Raw genomic sequence first — 18760 nt, 5'->3', positions numbered from 1 at the left:
CGCTTCTCAACCTCAAAGTCCCCCTTGATAAGGGGGATTTAGGGGGATCTCTTTGGACTTCATGGCATATATAATTGCTATATTATTGGCTCTCTCGATGCTAATTGGTTAAAATCTCAGAGAGTGATAAAACAGAGGTCGCTTCAGACATGAACCTTGCTGAACTTCTGACCAATCCCAATGTCCTTCAAATACTACTCGTTGTAGAACTAGCACTACTTCCCTCTCTTGGCGCACTTTTGATCAATCGCTTTGACCAGCAAAATACTCGCCTTCGGAGAATAATAGTAATTGCTCTATGCACAATTTATGGAGTCTTAGTTCTTGCAGGAGGACATTTAGTTTTTAAACCATCCGCACAACAGAATAGCGAGTGGTTCCAACAAGTCTACTGGATTTTAGGTATTGGTTACTTATTTGCCCTACCGACAATTGGGTATTTGTTAAAAACTACAATATCTAGAAAAATTCCAAAGGCAAATTTACAGCGATGGCGGAAGGACTTGCTGGGAGCAATGGCAGCTGAGGTTAACATGCGCCTTGATGACTCCCTGCACAATGACAACTTGATTAAGTTGGTAATGGCAGACCACAGGGAGCAAGTGGGTCGTCCAGAAAAAATTACCGTTAATCCTAGCAATTCTCCTCCAAGGTTGAAAAGGTTGCCCAAGTTTTGGCGAGTAACTACGGAGTCTGAACCAGGTCAAAGGCTTATTGAGGTATTTAACCAACACGATATTGACGGGAAACTGTTGATTCTTGGTGCGCCTGGTTCTGGAAAAACCACCATGCTGTTGGATTTGGCCAAGGATTTAATTACACGTGCCCAGGACCAGCCAGACCAACCTATTCCAATTATAGCTGAACTTTCTGATTGGAAAGATAACAACCAGCCCATTGCTGAATGGTTAGCAGCTTATTTAAAGTTTCGTTATAATCTCCCCGAAGCCATTACTCAAGAGTGGATTACCACCGGTCAGTTGTTACCTCTTCTGGATGGTTTGGATGAGTTGGGTTTAGAGCGACAGAAGTTATGTGTTCAGCAATTAAATCAGTTTGTCAAACACGTTCCTCAAATTGTGGTTTGCTGTCGTAAAGAAGAGTACGAAGCCGATAAGCAAATTCTGGATATGCGCGGAGAAGTCTGTTTGCAACCTTTGACGGATCAGCAGATAGAAAATTATTTAAAGGGGTTCAAGGATCGCCCCTGGGAAGGAATTCAGCAAGATTCAGATGGGTTGCTAGAGTTAGCCAGAATGCCCTTACTATTACATTTAATTCCCGTTGCTTATCCGGATGGGTTGAAGCGAGTAGGAAGATCTTTTCTAGGGATACATTTTAAGGATCCTAAGGCAAAGGAAGACTATCAGAACGAATGCCGTCAAAAGTTATTTGAGGCTTACATTGACCGTAAACTAGAGGAATCCGATAACCGTCGAGGTTATTCAGAAGAGGATACCAGGCGCTGGTTAGGCTGGCTTGCTAAACAATTGAAGGAGCGACAACAAACCGAGTTTTTGATTGAAAAGATGCAGCCCGATATGTTGAATACTCCCATAAAAAAGTGGTTGTATAAGCTGATTACATTGCTGATTTTATCGCTGGGAATTGGGCTGATCAATGGGCTGATCTATGGGCTGATTGGTGACGGTAATATGATTATTAATCTGATTGTGTGCCTTATTCTTGGGCTGTTTTTTTGGTTGCTTTTTGTGATAGAATTTGTGCATATTACGCTAAAATCTGGGGTAATTAATGATCCTGATGACATGAAGAATATAAATCTTTTTGAAACTATAAAATTTTCATGGAAAGAAGGAAAACAGAAGCTAATGATTGAATGTCTGATTTTTGGGCAGTTTATTGGGCAGATTATTGGGCTTGTTTTGGCAATAAATGAATGGCTGAATATAGGGGTGATTAATGGAATAACTGGGCTGATTAAATTGCTGATTGCTTTGCTGATTGCTGGGCTGATTGTTGGGCTGATTTTTGGGCTGATTATTGGGCTGTCACTTTTTATGATGGGAGTGCTGTTTGATGGGCTGAGTTTTGAGCTGACTGGAGAAGAAATAAAAAACAGAAAAAAACCCAATCAGGGTATTAAAGAATCCGCTAAAAATACCGTTATTCTTAGTTTAATTATTTTTGCTGGAACTTTCTTGCTGTCTGTATCACTTAATCTAGTTCCGGCAGAGAATGTTGAACCAATCAGACCGTTAATTGGTGCTTCTGGGATGGCAATGTTCTTTGCCTTTTTAGTTCCTGGTAAACCCGTCATTCAGCACTTCGTCCTCCGCCTCATTCTCTGGCGCAGTGGTTCAATTCCCTGGAATTACGCTGATTTCCTGAGCTATGCCACAGAACGCCGCTTGATCAAGCAAGTCGGTGGACGCTATCGATTCATCCACGATTTGCTGCGGGAGCACTTTGCGAGCACCTAGTGTGGGGGTTAATAATGGAATGATTTTAAAAGTTTTTTGGAACCGGCATCTTGGTGGAATGGGCATCAGGCGTGGAACTGGCATCTTGCCAGTTTCAATGTCTTGATGCAGTCGCTCATGGTTTTGGGTCTGTGTGCGGAACCTGCGTCCGCACCTTGTAAGCCCCGTGGAAACCACGCCAGTTGCTCATGGGGGAGACCCCCAAGACCGCACTGGCTCCCCAAGACCGCGCTGCATCGCTATATTTTCGAGCGGGCATCCTGCCCACTCTACTCCTATTCATTCCTTAATTTAGAATTTAGCAACGGCCACTTCCCAAACTCCCTATTTTTATTGATCCATCGGCAGACTTTTATCCAAAAAAATAAGGAACTTAGCATCAGGCATGAGCCGTTTCAGAGCCTGCACATAGCTCTTGGCATCACAAAGGTTGTCAAACCGAGCGAAAACCACTGGTGGCATGGGTGGCAATAGCCTCACCAGTACCCATGGGTATAGGCTTAGACCATAGTACATAATGAGTGTATCTCCTTTAAGTGGGAGCCAGAGCCAGCCTTGGCCTGAGGAATATCCGTAGGCTGGCTCTTACCGTTTATTTTAAAGTGGACAATTTCATTGTAGCACAAAAAACATATTATTATAGCATATTTTGAAAAGTTTTGTAAAAAATTTTTGAGGGAATCGGGAATCGGGAGTCGGGAAGAATTCTCCTTGCCATGGAACAGGGATGTTAGTGGAATGGGCATCTTGCCCGTTACATTCCCAGACACCGATGTTGGTGGAATGGGCATCTTGCCCGTTACATTCCCAGACACCGATGTTGGTAGAATGGGCATCTTGCCCGTTCGAGTACTGTTGGCGCGGGCAGGATGCCCGCTCTACTCCTATTCATTCTTTGACTGACGCAACACCCGCCGAAAAGTAAGCAATCAGCGGTGAGCCAGCTGATTACTGACCGCTGATTACTGATAGCTGATAGCTGATCGCTTAGCTAATAGAGGACTTAGTAATCGCCATCCCATCATGGGGGTTAAATAAATGAATCTTCTCTGGGTCTATGGACAGCCAAATTTCGTCACCTATTCTGACAATTTTATCTGGTGGAACTCTGACCTGAAGAGGGCTAGAGTCTTCAGGGATACTCACGGATAGATAAGTCTCGTTCCCTAGAGCTTCCACTAGATCAACGGTAACCACCAAATTTTTGGGAGCAGGAGCACTGATATTCATGTGTTCCGGACGAACTCCTAAGGTTAAGGATTGACCATCATACTGGTGCAGTATGGGTTCCCAAACTTCTGGAAGGGTCAGGCGGAACTGAGAATTACACACTACCCGAGGGGCTTTCACCTCAACAGGGATAAAATTCATCGGTGGTGAACCAATGAATTCTGCCACAAACCGGTTAGCAGGTTGATTATAGATTTCTAGAGGAGCAGCAATCTGTTGGATGCGACCGTCTTTCATAACCGCGATCCGATCCCCCATAGTCATGGCTTCCGTTTGGTCGTGGGTGACGTAGATCGTAGTTGTACCTAACTGCCGCTGTAGTTTCACAATTTGGCTGCGAGTCTCTGCCCGGAGTTTAGCATCCAAATTAGATAGGGGTTCATCCATTAAAAACACCTGGGGATTACGGGAAATTGCCCGTCCCAGAGCAATCCGTTGTTTTTGTCCCCCAGACAGCTGCTTTGGCAATCGATTCAGCAAGTGTTCTACTTGTAGCAACTTAGCTACTTTGCGAACCTGCTGATCAATCTTTTTCTCTCGTTCGGAGAGGTATCGCAGTTCCCGAGGAAGCGATCGCGTCATTGTGGTTAACACATTTTCCAGATTCGAGCGAACTTCCCCATTCAACATGCCTGTAGCCACAAGCCCTTGCTTGATTTGCGGTGGCATATTCTTTCCCCAATGCACACTATTAGAGTTCCCATTAGAGTCTTCTGCCGTGTTGAATTGCCCATAGCCAGTTCGTCTGAGTCCAAACGCAATGTTTTCATAGACACTCAGATGGGGATAGAGGGCATAATTTTGAAACACCATGGCGATGTCTCGTTCTTTGGGTGGTAAGTCATTAACTTGTCTGTTCCCCACCCAGATTTTGCCCGCAGTCAATTCCTCTAGTCCAGCAATAATCCGCAATAGAGTACTTTTGCCACAGCCTGAAGGACCAACCAGCACCATAAACTCGCCATCGTTGACTTCCAGATTTATGCGCCGCAAGATATTAAGGGTTTTAGGTGTCTGTCCAGACTTTTCTGCTTCAAGGCTTGGTGACTCTTCGTTGTTTGTCACCTTAGGTTCCGTTGTTACTGGTGCAACAACAGTATCCCCTTTCCGGGCGGGAACACTTTTATAAACGTTTTCCAGAATAACCTGTGCCACGTTGGTCAATATCCAATTACGCTTAATTTTTTCTTTACTGTGATCGTTTCCAACTCTGATGCCGCAATTTTTCCATACTTAGGGTTACCACCCCTAACGTTACCAGAAACAATCCGATAATTTCCTGTAACCGTAAACCTTGTTGAATAATCCCCACGGCTAAGACGGTAGTTAACACTGGTGCTGTTGACCCGATAATCGAAGCTGGACGCCCACCAATGAGCCTGATGGCAAGGTTTTGCACCAGATAGCTCACTAAGGTTATCACCCCCAACCCCAGACAGCTTAGGTATACAGCCATTCTGTGGGTGGGTTCAACAAAAAAACGCCAGGATTGATCTAGGGGAAATGATAAGCTCAGGCTAGAAAATACCAAAATTAATGTAAAATTAATAAAGCTATAAGGAATAGGGTTGAGCTTTCTAGCACTGACTTGGGTCAAGATAATGTAAACAGCGAAGGTCAAACCCGCACCAGCTGCAGCTAGAACTCCCAATTCAGAAGAGGGCTGCTTAGCTGCAAGACTAGGTAGGGAAATAAGCAACGCTCCACCCACAACACCAACCATGACTAGACCACGAACTAGATGTGGGCTAAATAGATCCCAGGGAAATAGATGTGTACGATTACCAAACAGCAATCCTGTCAAGATTACCGTCACAATCGGATATATAAAAAAAATCGTGATTGCTACCCCTGGTTGAATAAGACCTAATGATAGGTATAATAGCACTTGGGATAAAAATAAAAAGAAGCTACTCGCCACGATCTGGCTAAATAAAGGCAAGTCTCCCGAGTGAGCACAACGCCTAATATCTCGCCATACCGATGGGTAGAGTAACCTAGCCACAAATGCCATTAGCGGTACTACCACCAGCATCTTTAGCCACAGAATCAGCAGGGAGTTGCCAAAACCAGGAGCCATCAGGCCTCCCACTTGAACATTCTGTAGACCAAAGAGCCAAGATTGATTAAAGATTACATTTATAATTATATTCTGAAACGACAAAATTAGGCAAGAGAGTAAGGCCAAAAGCACCCCAATGGAGATTTTATTTGGGATTTTCACACGACTTTTATGCGATCGCGTCAGCTGGTGTGGGATAGCTTGATCAGCAGCACTCCTCTGTTTTGGGGATACCATAAGTTTCTTGGTGTTGGCAGAGATAGCAATATAAGCAATAAGCATCTTTGATGCTGTATGCTAAAGAGTCGCTCAAAATGAATTGATCATAAACCCATGAATACCACAATCAAGTCTGCCAGTGATTCCAACCAAGGTCTAGAATCGGTAAACACCGCTGATTCCTCTGGCACTGGGCTAACGCGGACGCAATATCAGCAAAAAATGCAGCGACGCAAGGAGATACAGGAACAACGCCTAGCTAAAGCCTCCAAACAAAAAGGGCTGATTGTGGTTAATACCGGCAATGGCAAAGGTAAGACCACCGCTGGCTTAGGCATGGTCTTGCGTACCCTTGGTCATGGCTACCGAGTTGTGATTGTACAATTTATTAAGGGTGCTTGGGAACCCGCCGAAAAAGCTGCCTTAGAGCACTGGACAGTAGCCACGGATAACAATCCCCCTCAATTAGAGTTCCATGCCATGGGCGAAGGCTTTACCTGGGAGACTCAAGATCGAGAGCGAGACATCGAAAAAGCCCAATCCGCCTGGGATGCCGCCTTAGGGTTTATCCGTAACCCTGACATTAAGCTAGTGCTATTGGATGAGATTAACATAGCCTTGAAACTCAACTATCTAAGCATTGAGCAGGTTTTGGCTGGACTAGACGAAAAACCGGCTGATTCCCATGTCATCTTAACCGGTAGGGGAGCACCAGCCGCCCTAATTGAACGAGCTGACTTAGTCACAGAGATGACCTTAGTCAAGCATCCTTTAAAAGAACAGGGGATTAAGGCGCAACCTGGTATCGAGTTTTAATAGTGAGTTTTACTATTAAGTTTTTATTAAGTTTTAATTCTGTTAACCAGGGGAGTAGGGGAGAAATTTTTGAACTATTTCTCAACACTCCACAATCCCCAAGTTTTCTGCTTAATGCTTTGCGATAGTTGTCACACCAATAGCGTGGGTGGTCACAAAAAATTATGGCGTTTTCTGCAAATCAGGTCGCTCTTCTGGTATAATAGCTTTCTCCACTGGACAGACTTCGACACAAATGCCACAGTCAATGCAGCTAGAAAAGTCAATCCAGTACCAGTCACTCCCGAGGGCATTTTTCCCTGGTCCTGGATGAATGCACGCCACTGGGCAACATTCAACGCAATCAGCAATTCCTTGGCAAGTATCGGTAACAATCGTGTGTGGCACAGTGTTTTCTTTAAGCGCTAGTTGGTCGGATGTGGATCTTTCTTAATTCTATAGTTAGCTAAGTTCCCCCTAGCCAACTCCAACCAATTACTTCCAATTATTGAATTACCAGTGGCAGTTCATGCTGCGTGTCTAGACATCACGACCCCTATCAGTTCGGTTATCTCACTTTGGAGTATCTATCTATTTCCTGATTATTGGGTGATTATTTTAATGGAGGATGTACCTGAGGCTTAATCTCCTAAGCCCCACCAAGGTCCTGTCGTCCCACCAATGTAATCTACTGACTCTGTCCCTATGATATTGCTATTTTTTCGTCAAAGCAAACAATTGTTGAACCTTTTCACCTTTACCGGGGTCTAAATATGTAATACAATGGAGCTATGTTGAAATCATAATGACTTCGAATTAATCTGATTTAACCATTACTAAAGGGGATTAACCTAAAGACCTCAAACCACCTGCGGGAGGCTGGTTGCTGCCAGGTTAGTAGGAAACTACTACAGGAGTAAGGCTCGATCAGCCAAACCTCCGGACGCTGTGTAAGACCAATCTGTAAATACCTTATATATTATATATAAGTATATATCAAGTATAGATACTTATATAGCTACAGGGGGGCAGCGGCAGATGAAACTGGAATCCATCAACCCCACATCTTCGATTGGGTGGCGGGTACAACACCCACGCTTCAAGAGTAATGAGCTTTAGAGCCTGGTCAACTTGTAGGAGTACCTAAGCTGGGGAAAGCCCCAGACAAAACCTAGAAAAACTTGACTTAGTATAGAGCGTCAATGTTACCCTTAAATCTCTTTCTAACGAAGGAGGTAGGTGGTTAATACCTCTTGTAATAAATGTAAGGCAATCCATGGCGCAATAATCTCAAGGGAAAGAGATTGTAGTTACTTGATGGAGTAAACATCCGCAACAGAATCTACTATACTGCTTGTTTTTGGAGTCACCACTCACCCATGCCCACTTCTAAAACCAAAACCAAAACTACCAAGCCGACCAAGCCGACCAAGCCTACCTTCTCAGCAGATATGGTTCGTACCTATCTTCATGAGATCGGTCGCGTACCTCTGCTGACCCATGAGCAAGAAATTGTTTATGGTAAGCAAGTGCAGCAAATGATGGCACTCTTAGGGGAAAAAGCCACCTTGGCACAGGAGCTAGAGCGCGAACCGACAACTGAAGAGTGGGCTTCGTACGTTAATAAGAGCGAAGCAGAACTGAAAAAAGCCATAGACCAAGGTACTCGTGCCAAGCGCAAGATGATTGAAGCGAATCTGCGCCTAGTAGTAGCGATCGCTAAGAAATATCAAAAGCGCAACATGGAATTCTTGGACTTGATCCAGGAAGGTACCTTGGGCTTAGAGCGAGGGGTTGAGAAATTTGACCCAACCAGGGGCTACAAGTTTTCCACCTACGCCTATTGGTGGATTCGGCAAGCGATTACCCGTGCGATCGCTCAGCAAGCTCGTGCAATTCGGCTGCCTATCCACATTACCGAAAAGCTCAACAAAATTAAGAAAGTACAACGGGAACTATCCCAGACCCTAGGTCGCAATGCTACTCCCACCGAGATTGCTAAAGAGTTGGATTTAGAACCAGCTCAGATTAGGGAATATTTGAGCATTGCTCGTCAGCCCATCTCTCTTGACGTTCGGGTCGGAGATAACCAAGACACAGAGCTGTCTGAGCTGCTAGAAGATGATGGTCTAACACCGGTTAACTACACCACTCAGGAGTCCTTGCGGCAAGACCTAAATCTGCTGTTAGCAGAACTTACCCCCCAACAGCGGGAAGTGCTAGCGCTACGCTTTGGGTTAGAGGATGGCAAAGAGCTGTCTCTGGCTAAAGTTGGTAAGCGACTTAACCTCAGTCGTGAACGGGTACGCCAGTTAGAACATCAAGCCTTAGCACAGCTACGGCGTCGCCATGCTAATTTCCGGGAGTACATCGCTAGCTAGCTAATGGTTGACTGTCTTCCAAGCATGAGTGGTAGCCAGAAACGGTTACCACTTATTTTTTTGTAAAGAAATGTAAAAAACACCGAAATCTCTGTTCTGACCTTTGGAGTATTTCTATAGTCAGAGCAAAATTGACATCACTGTATAAGTTCACCGATAAGTTCACAAAATTTTCACATCAAAACGGGAGAGTGAGGAGGTAAAAAAACCTGGGAGAGCCATTTAAGAAGCAATTTCTAAGTTAACCTGGACGAAAAATTATTCCAAGGGTTGAATAAAAGATGAGTCTGGACTCACCTATTTCAGCAAAAGGTCACCCAGCTATTGCTTGAGCAAGGGTCAACCAATAGCTGGGTGAAAGCTGATAGTCAAGCTTCAGCAAAATTTCAGGCTATGACCAGCGCCAACTGTGACAGTTGATAAACCGATCAACAAAGGAACAAACCAAAGCATAGTTTAGGCTTAAATAGGTTTATAACCTTAAGAGTCAACATAACTCTGGTTTAGGAAAAATTAACTTTTTCTGATTGATTATGGCTTCATCAATTGATGGTCTAAACTCTCAGAATTTTTGCTTAGGGTGTCTTACAGTTTTTTTTTCAAAGGGGGTAAGTATGATGCTTAACCAATTAACTGGATCGTTCTTGTCAGCACGTCAACTGCTAAATCTTAGAAAACTACCCCTGACAAGGCTATTGCTAACGATAGGATTGGTAACTACCTCATCAACTATAGCAACAGCAGCACCTCAACGGCCAGATCAAGCCATTGATACTACAGGTAGAGCGTACACTCAAGCAACGAATCCAAATGCATCAATGCCTGATGATGGCATCTACCTCTATGGTGAATCCTCACAACCAGGACAGATTGGTCAAGAATATCTAGTATTTGAAGCGAATCAGGGCAAGGTGCTTGGTGCGGTATATATGCCTCAGTCAGAGTATAGCTGTTTTTACGGCACCCTAGATTCAAAACAAATGAATTTGACGGTTATTGATCCCTACAACCAAACCGCTTTGTCCCATACCATTTCCCGTGAACAGCGCTCACCCATTGCTATAGTTGGTGAACGGCTAAGCCTTGACCATCGCTATAGCGCTATTACTTATCCTTACCACGTTGGACTAGAAGGATATCAAGCAATTAGTTCTATTAGTGATAGTGACCAGGAAATTTTGAGGGTTTGCCGGGATAACTACCAAGCAAGAGTCACCGAGTGATTAATGCTCCCTAGGACTAATACTAGTTGCTAGGTAATTCAAGGAAAGAATTGACCATTAACAACGTTGGATTAGGTATAAGGCTTCCTGTAGGGAGCATTAAATCAAAAATCCAATCTCTAAAATTTAAATGCTATGCTCATTAAACCCTAAAATTGGAACAGTTACTCATAATCCAGCAACCAAACGATTTAGCTCCGATTGCATTTGATTAGAAACTTGCTGGTAACAAGCATTAACATAATCTTGATCGCGAGCAGCAACACGACCATAACGCTCAAAAACAATCGGAGGGCAAACACGAGTTGTAATAGGTATGGGCAAGGGTATATTGGGTAGAGGACCAATCCCCAATCCCCAAGGCAAACCGAGATAAATTGGGAAAACTTGTGGGTCAAGACCAAATAACCAGGGCATCCCCAACTCGTTTAGTTGTCGTGCCTGTTCATAGCAGTCACCTAAGACAATCAGGGTATCATGGGCACCGTTGGATATAATCGGAACAATGGGAACCTTTTCTCGTAGTGCCAGTTTAATAAAGCCCTTACGTCCAGCCAATTGAATTTGATGACGCTGGCTATGGGGACGGAACACATCTTGGGCACCCCCTGGATAGACTAAGACACTAGCTCCCTTACGAAAAGCAGCGATCGCCATTTGGGGATGAGCCATGATTGCCCCCATCTTTGCCGCTAGCTGCGCCAGGGCTGGATAAATGTGCCAGGCATTGGAATGCATCAGACCATAAACTGGACGCTGGGTGCCAAAGCGGCGAAACCAGTCATACATCATCATCACCATATCAGGGGAAGCTAATCCACCATTGTGGGAACCAACCAACAGCACCTTACTGTCCGGAATGTGCTGCCAGCCATCAGTTTTCACCCGAAAGTAGTAGCGATAAAACCATTCCCACTGGGGCAGATAGGATTTAATTACTTCTGGATCTCGCTCTTCTAAAGACCAACCAAACCGATGCGTCAAGGCTATACTATTGAGTTAACTACAGTTAAATCCTATTCCAAAAAAACCTGAGCTAGAGGTTAAGTTGATCACTAAAAGCTCCTACAAGGGATCCGACTGTATTCGTAAGCATATGCGCGTAGCGCTAATCGCTGTTCGCTGATAGCTTACCTGTATTGTTTATTATACTGTTAATTTAGCGCTTAGTGTATTAATTTCCTCTTGCTCCGGGTCTCGGTCAAAAATGAGTATATATTTCATGTCAGGCATCAGTCGGCGCAGAACTTGTAGATGAGCCTCAGCGTCAGTTCGGCGACGAAAGCGAGCGACAATAATTCGCTGCATTTTAGGAAGTGGCTTGATAATACACCATGGGCTTAGTCGATCGCGGTAGGTCATAACACCCTGCTCCATCATGTTTGATTGATTATTTTGATAAAATTGATAAATAGATGAAATCTCTTTGACTAAACCTACAGTTATAAAACTACAGTTATAGCCGTTAGAACCTTAAGCAGTTGAACACTTCAAGACAGTGCTTTTAGCGCCTCTACTTTCTAGGGTGATCTGACCACGGTTAGATCACCTAAATAGTCTGCTTGCAGTTGATATGCTTGTATAGATGTCCAACCCTCCGAGGTGCAACTATTGGCCTTATAGCTCTCTAAACCTTGTCAAACATTATCCACTGTTTTATAATCAAATAAGTTAGTAACTTGTTTAACTTCGGAACACTACCGCCCAACGAAGAACTAAAAGCTAAAACAGCTGGTCGTAAGTTAAGCGACGTAAAATAATGGACTGAGTGAAGTTACAGTGCGGTTTGAGAGTAGGCAGCAGAGCCTCCATTAAGAAAATTAGCGCAATGCTTTTGGCATTGCTTTGTCGGCAACAACCATTAGTTTTAACTAATGCTATACCATCGTCCTATCTGCTTGTGAGTAGGTTTGTACAGGTTAAATGTTGCACCCTATCTATAAAAGCAGCTACAGTAGAATGCTGTGTTGCCAAATTGCCGATTTTAATAAAAAAACTTTTGTTATAGCAGTCGCCAGCGATGCAGCGCGGTCTTGGGGAGCCAGTGCGGTCTTGGGGGTTCCCCCCATGAGCAACTGGCGTGGTTTCCCCCACTCGCGCTTTGCATGGCTGACAGGGCAGTTAGGACATCGACATTAGTCTCACACCCTTTGTAAGCGCAAGAGTTTGACTTCTGACTTCTGACTTCTGACTTCTGACTTCTGCTATATCTGTTAGCCATTACCCATTACCCATCCCCAATTTGCTGTTGATGATCAGGACATAGCAAATTCCTAATTACCTGGGGAATCTCCTCAAAATGCTCCAAGAGAAAATCCATCAGGGCAAGATGGCGCAAATCAATTGGCTGGGGGCGGCGATAGTTGTGACCGCTGGAAAACCAGCGCTGAACGGTGGCAGTTGAGCGAGAGCAGATACTAGCGATTTGTTCGTAATTCACATCCCATTTATGATAGAATTGTCTAGGAGTCATACCCAGTTGGCAGTTGCTGTAGAGTTCAATTAGATCTTGCTCTCGTTGAGTTAGAGTCCGGGGAGGGGTTCTATATTGATCATCGAAACGGTATCTCCCAGAGGGAGTTCGTAGCACATTGGGGGATTTCAAATAATTTCTAGGGCCAAGAGCCTCAGTGCAAGTCCAAGAATAGGAATCTTGATAGTTGGTTGTTACCGTACGCTTAGGATGCCGAGGTTCAATGTCTTCTTCCCAAGCGGTGTCAGCAACGATCCAAGCTGCACTAGGGGAGTCTTTGTCAAGCCAGATCAGGTAGCAAATTGCCCATTGGCATTGATGCCTGGCGTAGGCGTAGAAGAATCCAATCACAACACCCCAGTCCATTTGACCGTTTAGAGGTCGCCACCTAATGGGTGAGCCTGTTTGATAACGGGGTGTTGCTTTAGGGTTCCAAGTAGCTGGGGGGTCTATTGATGGTGGCGCGATTTCTGTTTTAATGGGGTCAAACACTATATCTGATTCGACCTCGCGGATGGTATTTAAATAACTGGCTATCAGTTTTCCGGTCAGATTCTGAGTTAGGTGCTGGATGAGGACGGTAGCTAGAGTTTTTAGTTCTGGTTCTTCTATATCCATTGACTCTGCATTGAAGTCGGCATCGCCGTAGTGCTTCAAATGGGACAACAGTTGTGTGATGCCGAATTCGTCTAAGGCTTGCTGATAGGTAGGAGGCTGATCGCTTTTTTCTCTAACTGTTTCTACCATAGGAAACTTGCTGGTAATTACATCAATATTATACTTTTATGTATCAAAAAATACATTTTAAGTACAAATCAGGTAAATTTTGACATCAAATAACAGTTGAACTTATAATAGAGATTATGAGCAAACGTATACAAGTAACCTTACCAGACCGGATTGCAGACGATTTACAGCGATGGGCTGATTACGATGGACGCCCTCTATCGAACCTTGCTGCTTACCTTCTAGAACGTGCTGTTACCGAGGCAAAGAAAGAAGATGTTGAATGGGACAAAGAGTCTTGATCTCCACCAACGGTTGATTACGCCATGAGCCAGAGCGCGCTAATCGTGCTTTATCTTAATAACTAGTATGGCTCTTGTAATCTAAGCTAGAAATATCAGCTTGTAGGGTGGGCAAAAACAGTTTGTTTTTTTGAGTATTCTAGATTAGATTACTTGGCCCACCCTACTTTAATGGGGATTTTTTTTAGACGCAAGTCCCTAATCTAAGCTAGAAATCTCAGTCTGTATAAATTCCAGGATAAGTTTAGGTTGCAACGCCTTAATAATCCTCATTAAGGCGTTGCTGAATACTCTATTCAGCAATGCCTTAAAAGCAAATACTTAAGCCGCAACGTTAATCTTCTGGTAGATTTTCCCTCACCCATTTACGCCAAGCTAAAATCATGGTAGTGTCATCCTGGGTTTCTGCCTGCTGCAAAAACTGATTGATAATCTCTACAGAGAGAATCTCAAAGGTGAAATTGTCCTGACAACGAACATATTCTCCATTTTGCAGCCGGTAAATTTCTACAGTTTGTCCTATATAACGCCAAACTTCAGGCACTCCTATCTGCTTGTAAATCCCAAATCGCCGACTGGATGAACTGGTAATATCGACTTCAATCACCAAGTCTGGTGGAGGATCATTGGCTAAATCTACTGTCCTGCCTTGAATACAGTCAACATTGCCGATGTAGTAGCAAGAGTCAGGTTCTGCACCATGCTCTAAATCCTCCCGATTCAGGGTTGTAGAAGCAAACCCTTTGACCCGAAGATTAAGTTCTTCGGTTAAGGTATTCACCATCCGTTCTAGCAGCTGCTTGTATGTCTCATGGCGATCTGAGGGCATCGTGATTTCTAGCATTCCTTGAGCATAGGCAAGACGCGAGGCTCGATGATCTCCTAAGTCTGCCAATAGCGCCTTGTACGTCTGCCAACTGACGTTTTGTAAGACAATTCTCTGGGTAGTTTTGACAGGTGAATCCTCATCTGAACTAAAAGTACTGGCCATTGATGCAGTGATTGTTGTGAAAATGCGATTGGCCGTAGGCCACGCGGGGCGCGTTCGCACAAATCCTTAACAGCAATGCAGCGCCGACCTGTAGGGGTTTCTCCGATTCGCGACTGCATTAAGACAGCAACTTAATCCAATTGGTCTAGATTAATACCTAACTCACGCAGTCGCGCCGCCAAACGTTCTGCTCGTTGCTTAGCTTGTGCCAACTCCTCGCTTGCTAGAGGAATCAAATTCCCCTTAAGGGTTATCCAGCGTAACCATAATCGAGGGATATCGCGAAAACTGCCACGCCACAAACCTAAACTTAATCCCAACTCCGGCATCAGTAACCTGCCCTGATTTAGCACTGCGGGTTTGTAGTGATCACCAACCAGATCAAACCCTTGTAACTTGTTGGTGTAGCGATGCAGAGGTGCGACCCGTGGCGAATTAAATTACGGGTCAAGGGCACCTAAGCGGTCTTGGGGAGGCAGCGCGGTCTTGGGGAGGCAGCGCCTTCATGCGGGGGTTTCCCCCATGAGCGACTGCCGTGGTCCCCCCCGGAGACGAAACCTTAGACAGGGGAGCCTTTATGGTTGGTAGGTTATGCAAAAAAGGGTTAAAACTTATTGATTAAGGCTCCCCTGTCTTACGGTAACTTCAAACCATGAGCGACTGCCGTGGTTTCCACGGGGCTGAGAAGGTGCGGACGCAGGTTCCTCACACAGAACCAAAACCATGAGCGACTGCATCAAGAAAGGAAGGGAAGTCATAGGTATTGTCGATTGTGAATAACTCGATTTATCGTTGTATATCTTGGTTCCAATAAGAACCTCCTGGTAATTGAGTTAAATAGTCATTAATAAATAAAGGTAAATCCTTTTTTGAATGGAGGTATGTCAAAGCCAGCAAATCTTGAGTTGTTTGCCTGAGCTGAGCTCTATCTACTAGTTTTGAAAGTTGAGCTGGAGTATAGGCACCATTGAGAACCTCCACACTCGCCGTGGAAATTGCTGCCTCCAGTTCATTGTCAATCAATGACTGCCATTGATCAGCATTGATAGTATAGGATTTTTGGTTATCTTTGAGATTCAGTTTTTGGATTTCCCGAATGAAATCACGAATTGAAGCTGCCCAAGAATTTGCCAAACGCTCCTCTACTTGGTTTTTAATCAAGTTAATCAATGCCTTGTTTAAATAGGATTCAATCTGATGCAGAGTTGCGCGTTTAGTCATCTGTTCCAACTCATCTACAATTGCTAAGGCATCTGCGTAGCGTCCCTCTAGGATACTTATTCTGAGATCGATTAATTCTTGAGTCATACCCCAGTCCTCACAGATTTATGGTTCCCTTTAGCCTATCGAAGAAACTGCACAAGTCATCTGGCACGCATATTAACTGAATAAAGTCAATAGCACGGTGCTAGGAAAATAGCTTCGAGGGCAAAAAATAGTTAACGGATCTAAGAGGTTGTCTGAGAAGTCTCATTTGCTACATCCAAGCCCCCGTTGGTCCCCCAATTTTGGGGGACTTCTACCAGCAAATTGATTCTTGTTCCCCCCAGAATTGGGGGGCTAGGGGGGCAAAATTCAGTATCAAAAAACTTGGGAGATATCCTCTAAGCGATGGCAGTATCGGTTAGATGGGTAAAGTGTGGAAAGTGTATAAAACGTGGAAAGTGTGGAAAATGTGGTAAAATGGGGAGGTGTGAAAAATGTGGAAACTGTGGAAAATGTGGAAAATGTGGGAAAATGGGGAGGTGTGGGAGGTGTGGGGAGATGGGGAGGTGTGGGAGGTGTGGGGAGATGGGGAGATGGGGATAATTTTCAGGGGCTTGTGTAATTAATCCTTGCATCGGCTTTTCCATTAGCCTTTTAGGTATTGGTCAATCCCAAATCCGATGCAAATCCAAGAAAAAACCTGGTAAAACCTCCTGACCAGACAACTCAACAGGATTATCTAATATTTCTACTGTTAAACCCCGTCGATAAACTTCAACTTGGCGTTGTTGGGGATTGATTAACCAGCCTAAATTAGCACCATTTTCGATATACTCAACCATCTTATCTTGCCAAGATTTAAGAGTATCTGAACTAGATCGTAACTCCACTACAAAATCAGGACAAATATTGGGAAAAGTTACTAGCTGTTCATCTGTTAATGTTTGCCAACGTTCTTGACTGATCCAGATTGACGAAAATCTTAACAAGATTATGCTTGATAAAATTCCTAGCAATACAGGTACAGTACGGCAGCAAATCAAATATATACTGATTGGTTCTGCGAGCGCAGTTCCGGTGATAATTTACACACTTTATTCCCTGGGTTACGGGTCGCTGAATGAATGGAGTACACCCCAACCTACTGGAAATTGTGGTGAGGTGATCAGTATGTTGATTCGATATCTGCTACTCGATTAAGATAGCAATTTGCCAGGGATTGAATCCTTGGCTAGAATGGGGGATAATCAGTAAAGTGTAATATTTCTGTGTCCACCACTGGTGGATGTAGATACAGCTAAGCTGTACTGGTGGAATTTTTGTTAATTTATTCGGTCAATGATTGGGGTTAACCAAGACTTGACCGATTTTTTATGAAGGATGAAGGATGAATTTATATTTCCTTGATTTAGAATGGCTATAGGAGACATGATAAATAAAGATCATGGCATATAGTGATTTTACAACCATCTACAAAGTCGAAACGACGTTTAATCTCATTGTTGATGAGGGGAATACTATATTTAATGATATTGCTCCTATCGAGCCCAGTGATCACTTGAAAACGACGCTTAAAGAAAATTTGCCGATCACGAATGCTATAAATACCGAAAAAGCTCGTTCTGAGTTAGTTATTGCTCCGGTTTTACTGGAAGTGCGCCGTCTGCTTGATTTCAAAATCGGTTTTTTTTCTGGCACTGAGTTTAATGTCGATAAAGGAAGTGGATTAAATGGATACTGTGATTATCTTCTTACTGCTTCTAAGGAAATGTATGAAATTCGGACACCAGTTGTCACTCTAGTAGAGGCAAAAAATGAAAATATTAAGGGGGGATTAGGACAGTGCATTGCGGAAATGGTAGCGGCTCAGAGATTTAATCAACAACAGGATCAGGATATTGATGCTATCTATGGAGCTGTGACTACTGGGACGAATTGGAAGTTTCTCAAGTTGGTGAATCAATTGGTGTTTATTGATTTGGATGACTATTATATTAAGGAAATTGATCTGATACTGGGCATATTGGCACATCCTTTTAAGGAGTATCTATAGGATTTTTATAAGAGATGTAAACATAGTCGCGCTTGGGAAAGGCAAGAGGCAAGAAAGTAGCCACTGCATCAAGACATATAGGTATTTTTGGTAATGGAAAGAACTGTCATCGTGTGGAGAAACTATTGTGTTGGTGAGACTGATGGGTTACTCGGCTCTGTTGAGGATTCGCAATAGCTTGCTCTTGGGGTGGAGAAACTATTGTGCTGGTGAGACCGATGGGTTACTCGGCTCTGTTGAGGATTCGCAATAGCTTGCTGTTGGGACAGACAAAACCGACAAAAAAGACTTTTGAGGTGTCAAAAAATCATTTTTGTGGTATACTACACTTCATTGACCATCGTCCTGGACAGACGATGGGGGATTTTTGTTTGGGTAGAAAGTTCTTCTTACCCCATGATTTTTCTTCCTTTATGTGTTGCTTGGGCAGAAGATTTTTCTTCTCCCAGGTTTTTTTATATCTTCTTCACCATTCTTCTACTACCTCAGTTCGATGTCAGAAGTTGGCTGTTTTTTTGAGGAAACAGGAGACAGGAGACTCAATTACAGCAAGTGATCAGAAGACTCCAGAATTTATGGTGATAATCCAGAATTAACCGCAATTGCTGATCAAACTCTGATTAATGACTAATTAACTGGGAAATAATTTATTCTG

20 protein-coding genes and 1 pseudogene are annotated in these 18760 nt (G+C 43.7%); 10 read left to right on the top strand and 11 right to left on the bottom strand.

Features of this window, described 5'->3' with window-relative positions:
• The first annotated feature begins 104 nt into the window (after positions 1–104).
• The gene (locus F6K38_RS01720; protein WP_287355960.1) at positions 105–2444 is read left to right on the top strand and encodes an NACHT domain-containing protein; all 2340 of its coding nucleotides are present in this window, start codon (positions 105–107) and stop codon (positions 2442–2444) included.
• A 330-nt stretch (positions 2445–2774) separates the two neighbouring features.
• Here F6K38_RS01720 and F6K38_RS01715 read toward each other — a convergent pair whose 3' ends face one another.
• Complete coding sequence (locus F6K38_RS01715) at positions 2775–2960, bottom strand: hypothetical protein (protein WP_287355958.1); 186 nt, start codon at positions 2958–2960, stop codon at positions 2775–2777.
• Between the two features lie 156 nt (positions 2961–3116).
• On the opposite strand from F6K38_RS01715, the gene F6K38_RS01710 reads away from it, so the two are divergent.
• Complete coding sequence (locus F6K38_RS01710; protein ID WP_287355956.1) at positions 3117–3347, top strand: hypothetical protein; 231 nt, start codon at positions 3117–3119, stop codon at positions 3345–3347.
• Positions 3348–3431: 84 nt separating this feature from the next.
• Here F6K38_RS01710 and F6K38_RS01705 read toward each other — a convergent pair whose 3' ends face one another.
• Positions 3432–4829 carry an ATP-binding cassette domain-containing protein gene (locus tag F6K38_RS01705; RefSeq protein WP_287355954.1) on the bottom strand — a complete coding sequence of 466 codons (1398 nt, stop codon included), beginning with the start codon at positions 4827–4829 and terminating at the stop codon, positions 3432–3434.
• 34 nt (positions 4830–4863) lie between these two features.
• On the bottom strand, positions 4864–6018 hold the full coding sequence (locus F6K38_RS01700; RefSeq protein ID WP_008186007.1) for a DMT family transporter: 1155 nt from the start codon (positions 6016–6018) through the stop codon (positions 4864–4866).
• Positions 6019–6069: 51 nt separating this feature from the next.
• Between F6K38_RS01700 and cobO the strand changes: the two genes are divergently transcribed.
• Positions 6070–6771 carry a cob(I)yrinic acid a,c-diamide adenosyltransferase gene (cobO, locus tag F6K38_RS01695; RefSeq protein ID WP_008186006.1) on the top strand — a complete coding sequence of 234 codons (702 nt, stop codon included), beginning with the start codon at positions 6070–6072 and terminating at the stop codon, positions 6769–6771.
• A 162-nt stretch (positions 6772–6933) separates the two neighbouring features.
• On the opposite strand, the gene F6K38_RS01690 is transcribed toward cobO, so the two are convergent.
• Positions 6934–7158 carry a ferredoxin family protein gene (locus tag F6K38_RS01690; RefSeq protein ID WP_071986901.1) on the bottom strand — a complete coding sequence of 75 codons (225 nt, stop codon included), beginning with the start codon at positions 7156–7158 and terminating at the stop codon, positions 6934–6936.
• Between the two features lie 971 nt (positions 7159–8129).
• On the opposite strand from F6K38_RS01690, the gene F6K38_RS01685 reads away from it, so the two are divergent.
• A complete protein-coding gene (locus F6K38_RS01685; protein ID WP_008186003.1) occupies positions 8130–9131 on the top strand; it encodes an RNA polymerase sigma factor, RpoD/SigA family in 1002 nt (333 codons plus the stop codon).
• Between the two features lie 710 nt (positions 9132–9841).
• Positions 9842–10354: a hypothetical protein gene (locus F6K38_RS01680; protein ID WP_287251765.1), complete on the top strand. Its 513-nt coding sequence runs from the start codon at positions 9842–9844 to the stop codon at positions 10352–10354.
• Positions 10355–10522: 168 nt separating this feature from the next.
• Here F6K38_RS01680 and F6K38_RS01675 read toward each other — a convergent pair whose 3' ends face one another.
• Both F6K38_RS01675 and F6K38_RS01670 read right to left on the bottom strand, forming a co-directional pair.
• A complete protein-coding gene (locus F6K38_RS01675; RefSeq protein ID WP_008186000.1) occupies positions 10523–11338 on the bottom strand; it encodes a lysophospholipid acyltransferase family protein in 816 nt (271 codons plus the stop codon).
• Between the two features lie 162 nt (positions 11339–11500).
• Positions 11501–11731 (bottom strand): hypothetical protein, encoded by a 231-nt coding sequence (locus F6K38_RS01670; protein ID WP_008185999.1) that lies wholly within the window; start codon positions 11729–11731, stop codon positions 11501–11503.
• A gap of 582 nt (positions 11732–12313) precedes the next feature.
• Here F6K38_RS01670 and F6K38_RS01665 point away from each other — a divergent pair.
• Positions 12314–12493 carry a hypothetical protein gene (locus tag F6K38_RS01665; RefSeq protein ID WP_154659836.1) on the top strand — a complete coding sequence of 60 codons (180 nt, stop codon included), beginning with the start codon at positions 12314–12316 and terminating at the stop codon, positions 12491–12493.
• A gap of 88 nt (positions 12494–12581) precedes the next feature.
• On the opposite strand, the gene F6K38_RS01660 is transcribed toward F6K38_RS01665, so the two are convergent.
• Positions 12582–13574, bottom strand: a complete 993-nt coding sequence (locus tag F6K38_RS01660) for a hypothetical protein (RefSeq protein WP_008185998.1) — start codon at positions 13572–13574, stop codon at positions 12582–12584.
• Positions 13575–13690: 116 nt separating this feature from the next.
• On the opposite strand from F6K38_RS01660, the gene F6K38_RS01655 reads away from it, so the two are divergent.
• Positions 13691–13855, top strand: a complete 165-nt coding sequence (locus tag F6K38_RS01655) for a ribbon-helix-helix domain-containing protein (RefSeq protein WP_008185997.1) — start codon at positions 13691–13693, stop codon at positions 13853–13855.
• 334 nt (positions 13856–14189) lie between these two features.
• Here the strand turns inward: F6K38_RS01655 and F6K38_RS01650 are convergent, their stop codons facing one another.
• The 3 genes from F6K38_RS01650 to F6K38_RS01640 all read right to left on the bottom strand — a co-directional run bounded on the left by F6K38_RS01650 (position 14190) and on the right by F6K38_RS01640 (position 16154).
• On the bottom strand, positions 14190–14846 hold the full coding sequence (locus F6K38_RS01650; RefSeq protein WP_008185996.1) for a Uma2 family endonuclease: 657 nt from the start codon (positions 14844–14846) through the stop codon (positions 14190–14192).
• 131 nt (positions 14847–14977) lie between these two features.
• Complete coding sequence (locus tag F6K38_RS01645) at positions 14978–15175, bottom strand: hypothetical protein (RefSeq protein WP_008185994.1); 198 nt, start codon at positions 15173–15175, stop codon at positions 14978–14980.
• A gap of 457 nt (positions 15176–15632) precedes the next feature.
• Positions 15633–16154: a DUF29 family protein gene (locus tag F6K38_RS01640; protein WP_008185992.1), complete on the bottom strand. Its 522-nt coding sequence runs from the start codon at positions 16152–16154 to the stop codon at positions 15633–15635.
• 349 nt (positions 16155–16503) lie between these two features.
• Here F6K38_RS01640 and F6K38_RS01635 point away from each other — a divergent pair, with 349 nt between their 5' ends.
• Positions 16504–16674 carry a hypothetical protein gene (locus F6K38_RS01635; protein WP_287355952.1) on the top strand — a complete coding sequence of 57 codons (171 nt, stop codon included), beginning with the start codon at positions 16504–16506 and terminating at the stop codon, positions 16672–16674.
• 43 nt (positions 16675–16717) lie between these two features.
• Here the strand turns inward: F6K38_RS01635 and F6K38_RS01630 are convergent.
• Positions 16718–17020 (bottom strand): annotated as a pseudogene (locus tag F6K38_RS01630) (Uma2 family endonuclease); the annotation flags it as partial.
• 476 nt (positions 17021–17496) lie between these two features.
• On the opposite strand from F6K38_RS01630, the gene F6K38_RS01625 reads away from it, so the two are divergent.
• Complete coding sequence (locus F6K38_RS01625; RefSeq protein WP_008185981.1) at positions 17497–18105, top strand: hypothetical protein; 609 nt, start codon at positions 17497–17499, stop codon at positions 18103–18105.
• Positions 18106–18323: 218 nt separating this feature from the next.
• On the top strand, positions 18324–18701 hold the full coding sequence (locus F6K38_RS01620) for a hypothetical protein (protein ID WP_131827086.1): 378 nt from the start codon (positions 18324–18326) through the stop codon (positions 18699–18701).
• Positions 18702–18760 lie beyond the last annotated feature (59 nt).

The sequence above is a fragment of the Moorena sp. SIO3B2 genome, assembly GCF_010692525.1.
Classification (GTDB): Bacteria; Cyanobacteriota; Cyanobacteriia; order Cyanobacteriales; family Coleofasciculaceae; genus Moorena; species Moorena producens.
Note: the sequence above shows the minus strand (reverse complement) of the source record. Positions and strands in the feature narration are given on the sequence as shown.

Bases quoted from the DNA above. Each gene is read 5' to 3' on its own strand.
- F6K38_RS01685 (WP_008186003.1), top strand. From the start codon at position 8,130: ATGCCCACTTCTAAAACCAAAACCAAAACTACCAAGCCGACCAAGCCG.
- F6K38_RS01665 (WP_154659836.1), top strand. From the start codon at position 12,314: ATGCTGTGTTGCCAAATTGCCGATTTTAATAAAAAAACTTTTGTTATA.
- F6K38_RS01700 (WP_008186007.1), bottom strand. From the start codon at position 6,018: ATGCTTATTGCTTATATTGCTATCTCTGCCAACACCAAGAAACTTATG.
- F6K38_RS01645 (WP_008185994.1), bottom strand. From the start codon at position 15,175: ATGCCGGAGTTGGGATTAAGTTTAGGTTTGTGGCGTGGCAGTTTTCGC.
- F6K38_RS01640 (WP_008185992.1), bottom strand. From the start codon at position 16,154: ATGACTCAAGAATTAATCGATCTCAGAATAAGTATCCTAGAGGGACGC.
- F6K38_RS01620 (WP_131827086.1), top strand. From the start codon at position 18,324: ATGGGTTACTCGGCTCTGTTGAGGATTCGCAATAGCTTGCTGTTGGGA.
- F6K38_RS01650 (WP_008185996.1), bottom strand. From the start codon at position 14,846: ATGGCCAGTACTTTTAGTTCAGATGAGGATTCACCTGTCAAAACTACC.
- F6K38_RS01625 (WP_008185981.1), top strand. From the start codon at position 17,497: ATGGCATATAGTGATTTTACAACCATCTACAAAGTCGAAACGACGTTT.
- cobO (WP_008186006.1), top strand. From the start codon at position 6,070: ATGAATACCACAATCAAGTCTGCCAGTGATTCCAACCAAGGTCTAGAA.
- F6K38_RS01655 (WP_008185997.1), top strand. From the start codon at position 13,691: ATGAGCAAACGTATACAAGTAACCTTACCAGACCGGATTGCAGACGAT.
- F6K38_RS01670 (WP_008185999.1), bottom strand. From the start codon at position 11,731: ATGGAGCAGGGTGTTATGACCTACCGCGATCGACTAAGCCCATGGTGT.
- F6K38_RS01715 (WP_287355958.1), bottom strand. From the start codon at position 2,960: ATGTACTATGGTCTAAGCCTATACCCATGGGTACTGGTGAGGCTATTG.
- F6K38_RS01660 (WP_008185998.1), bottom strand. From the start codon at position 13,574: ATGGTAGAAACAGTTAGAGAAAAAAGCGATCAGCCTCCTACCTATCAG.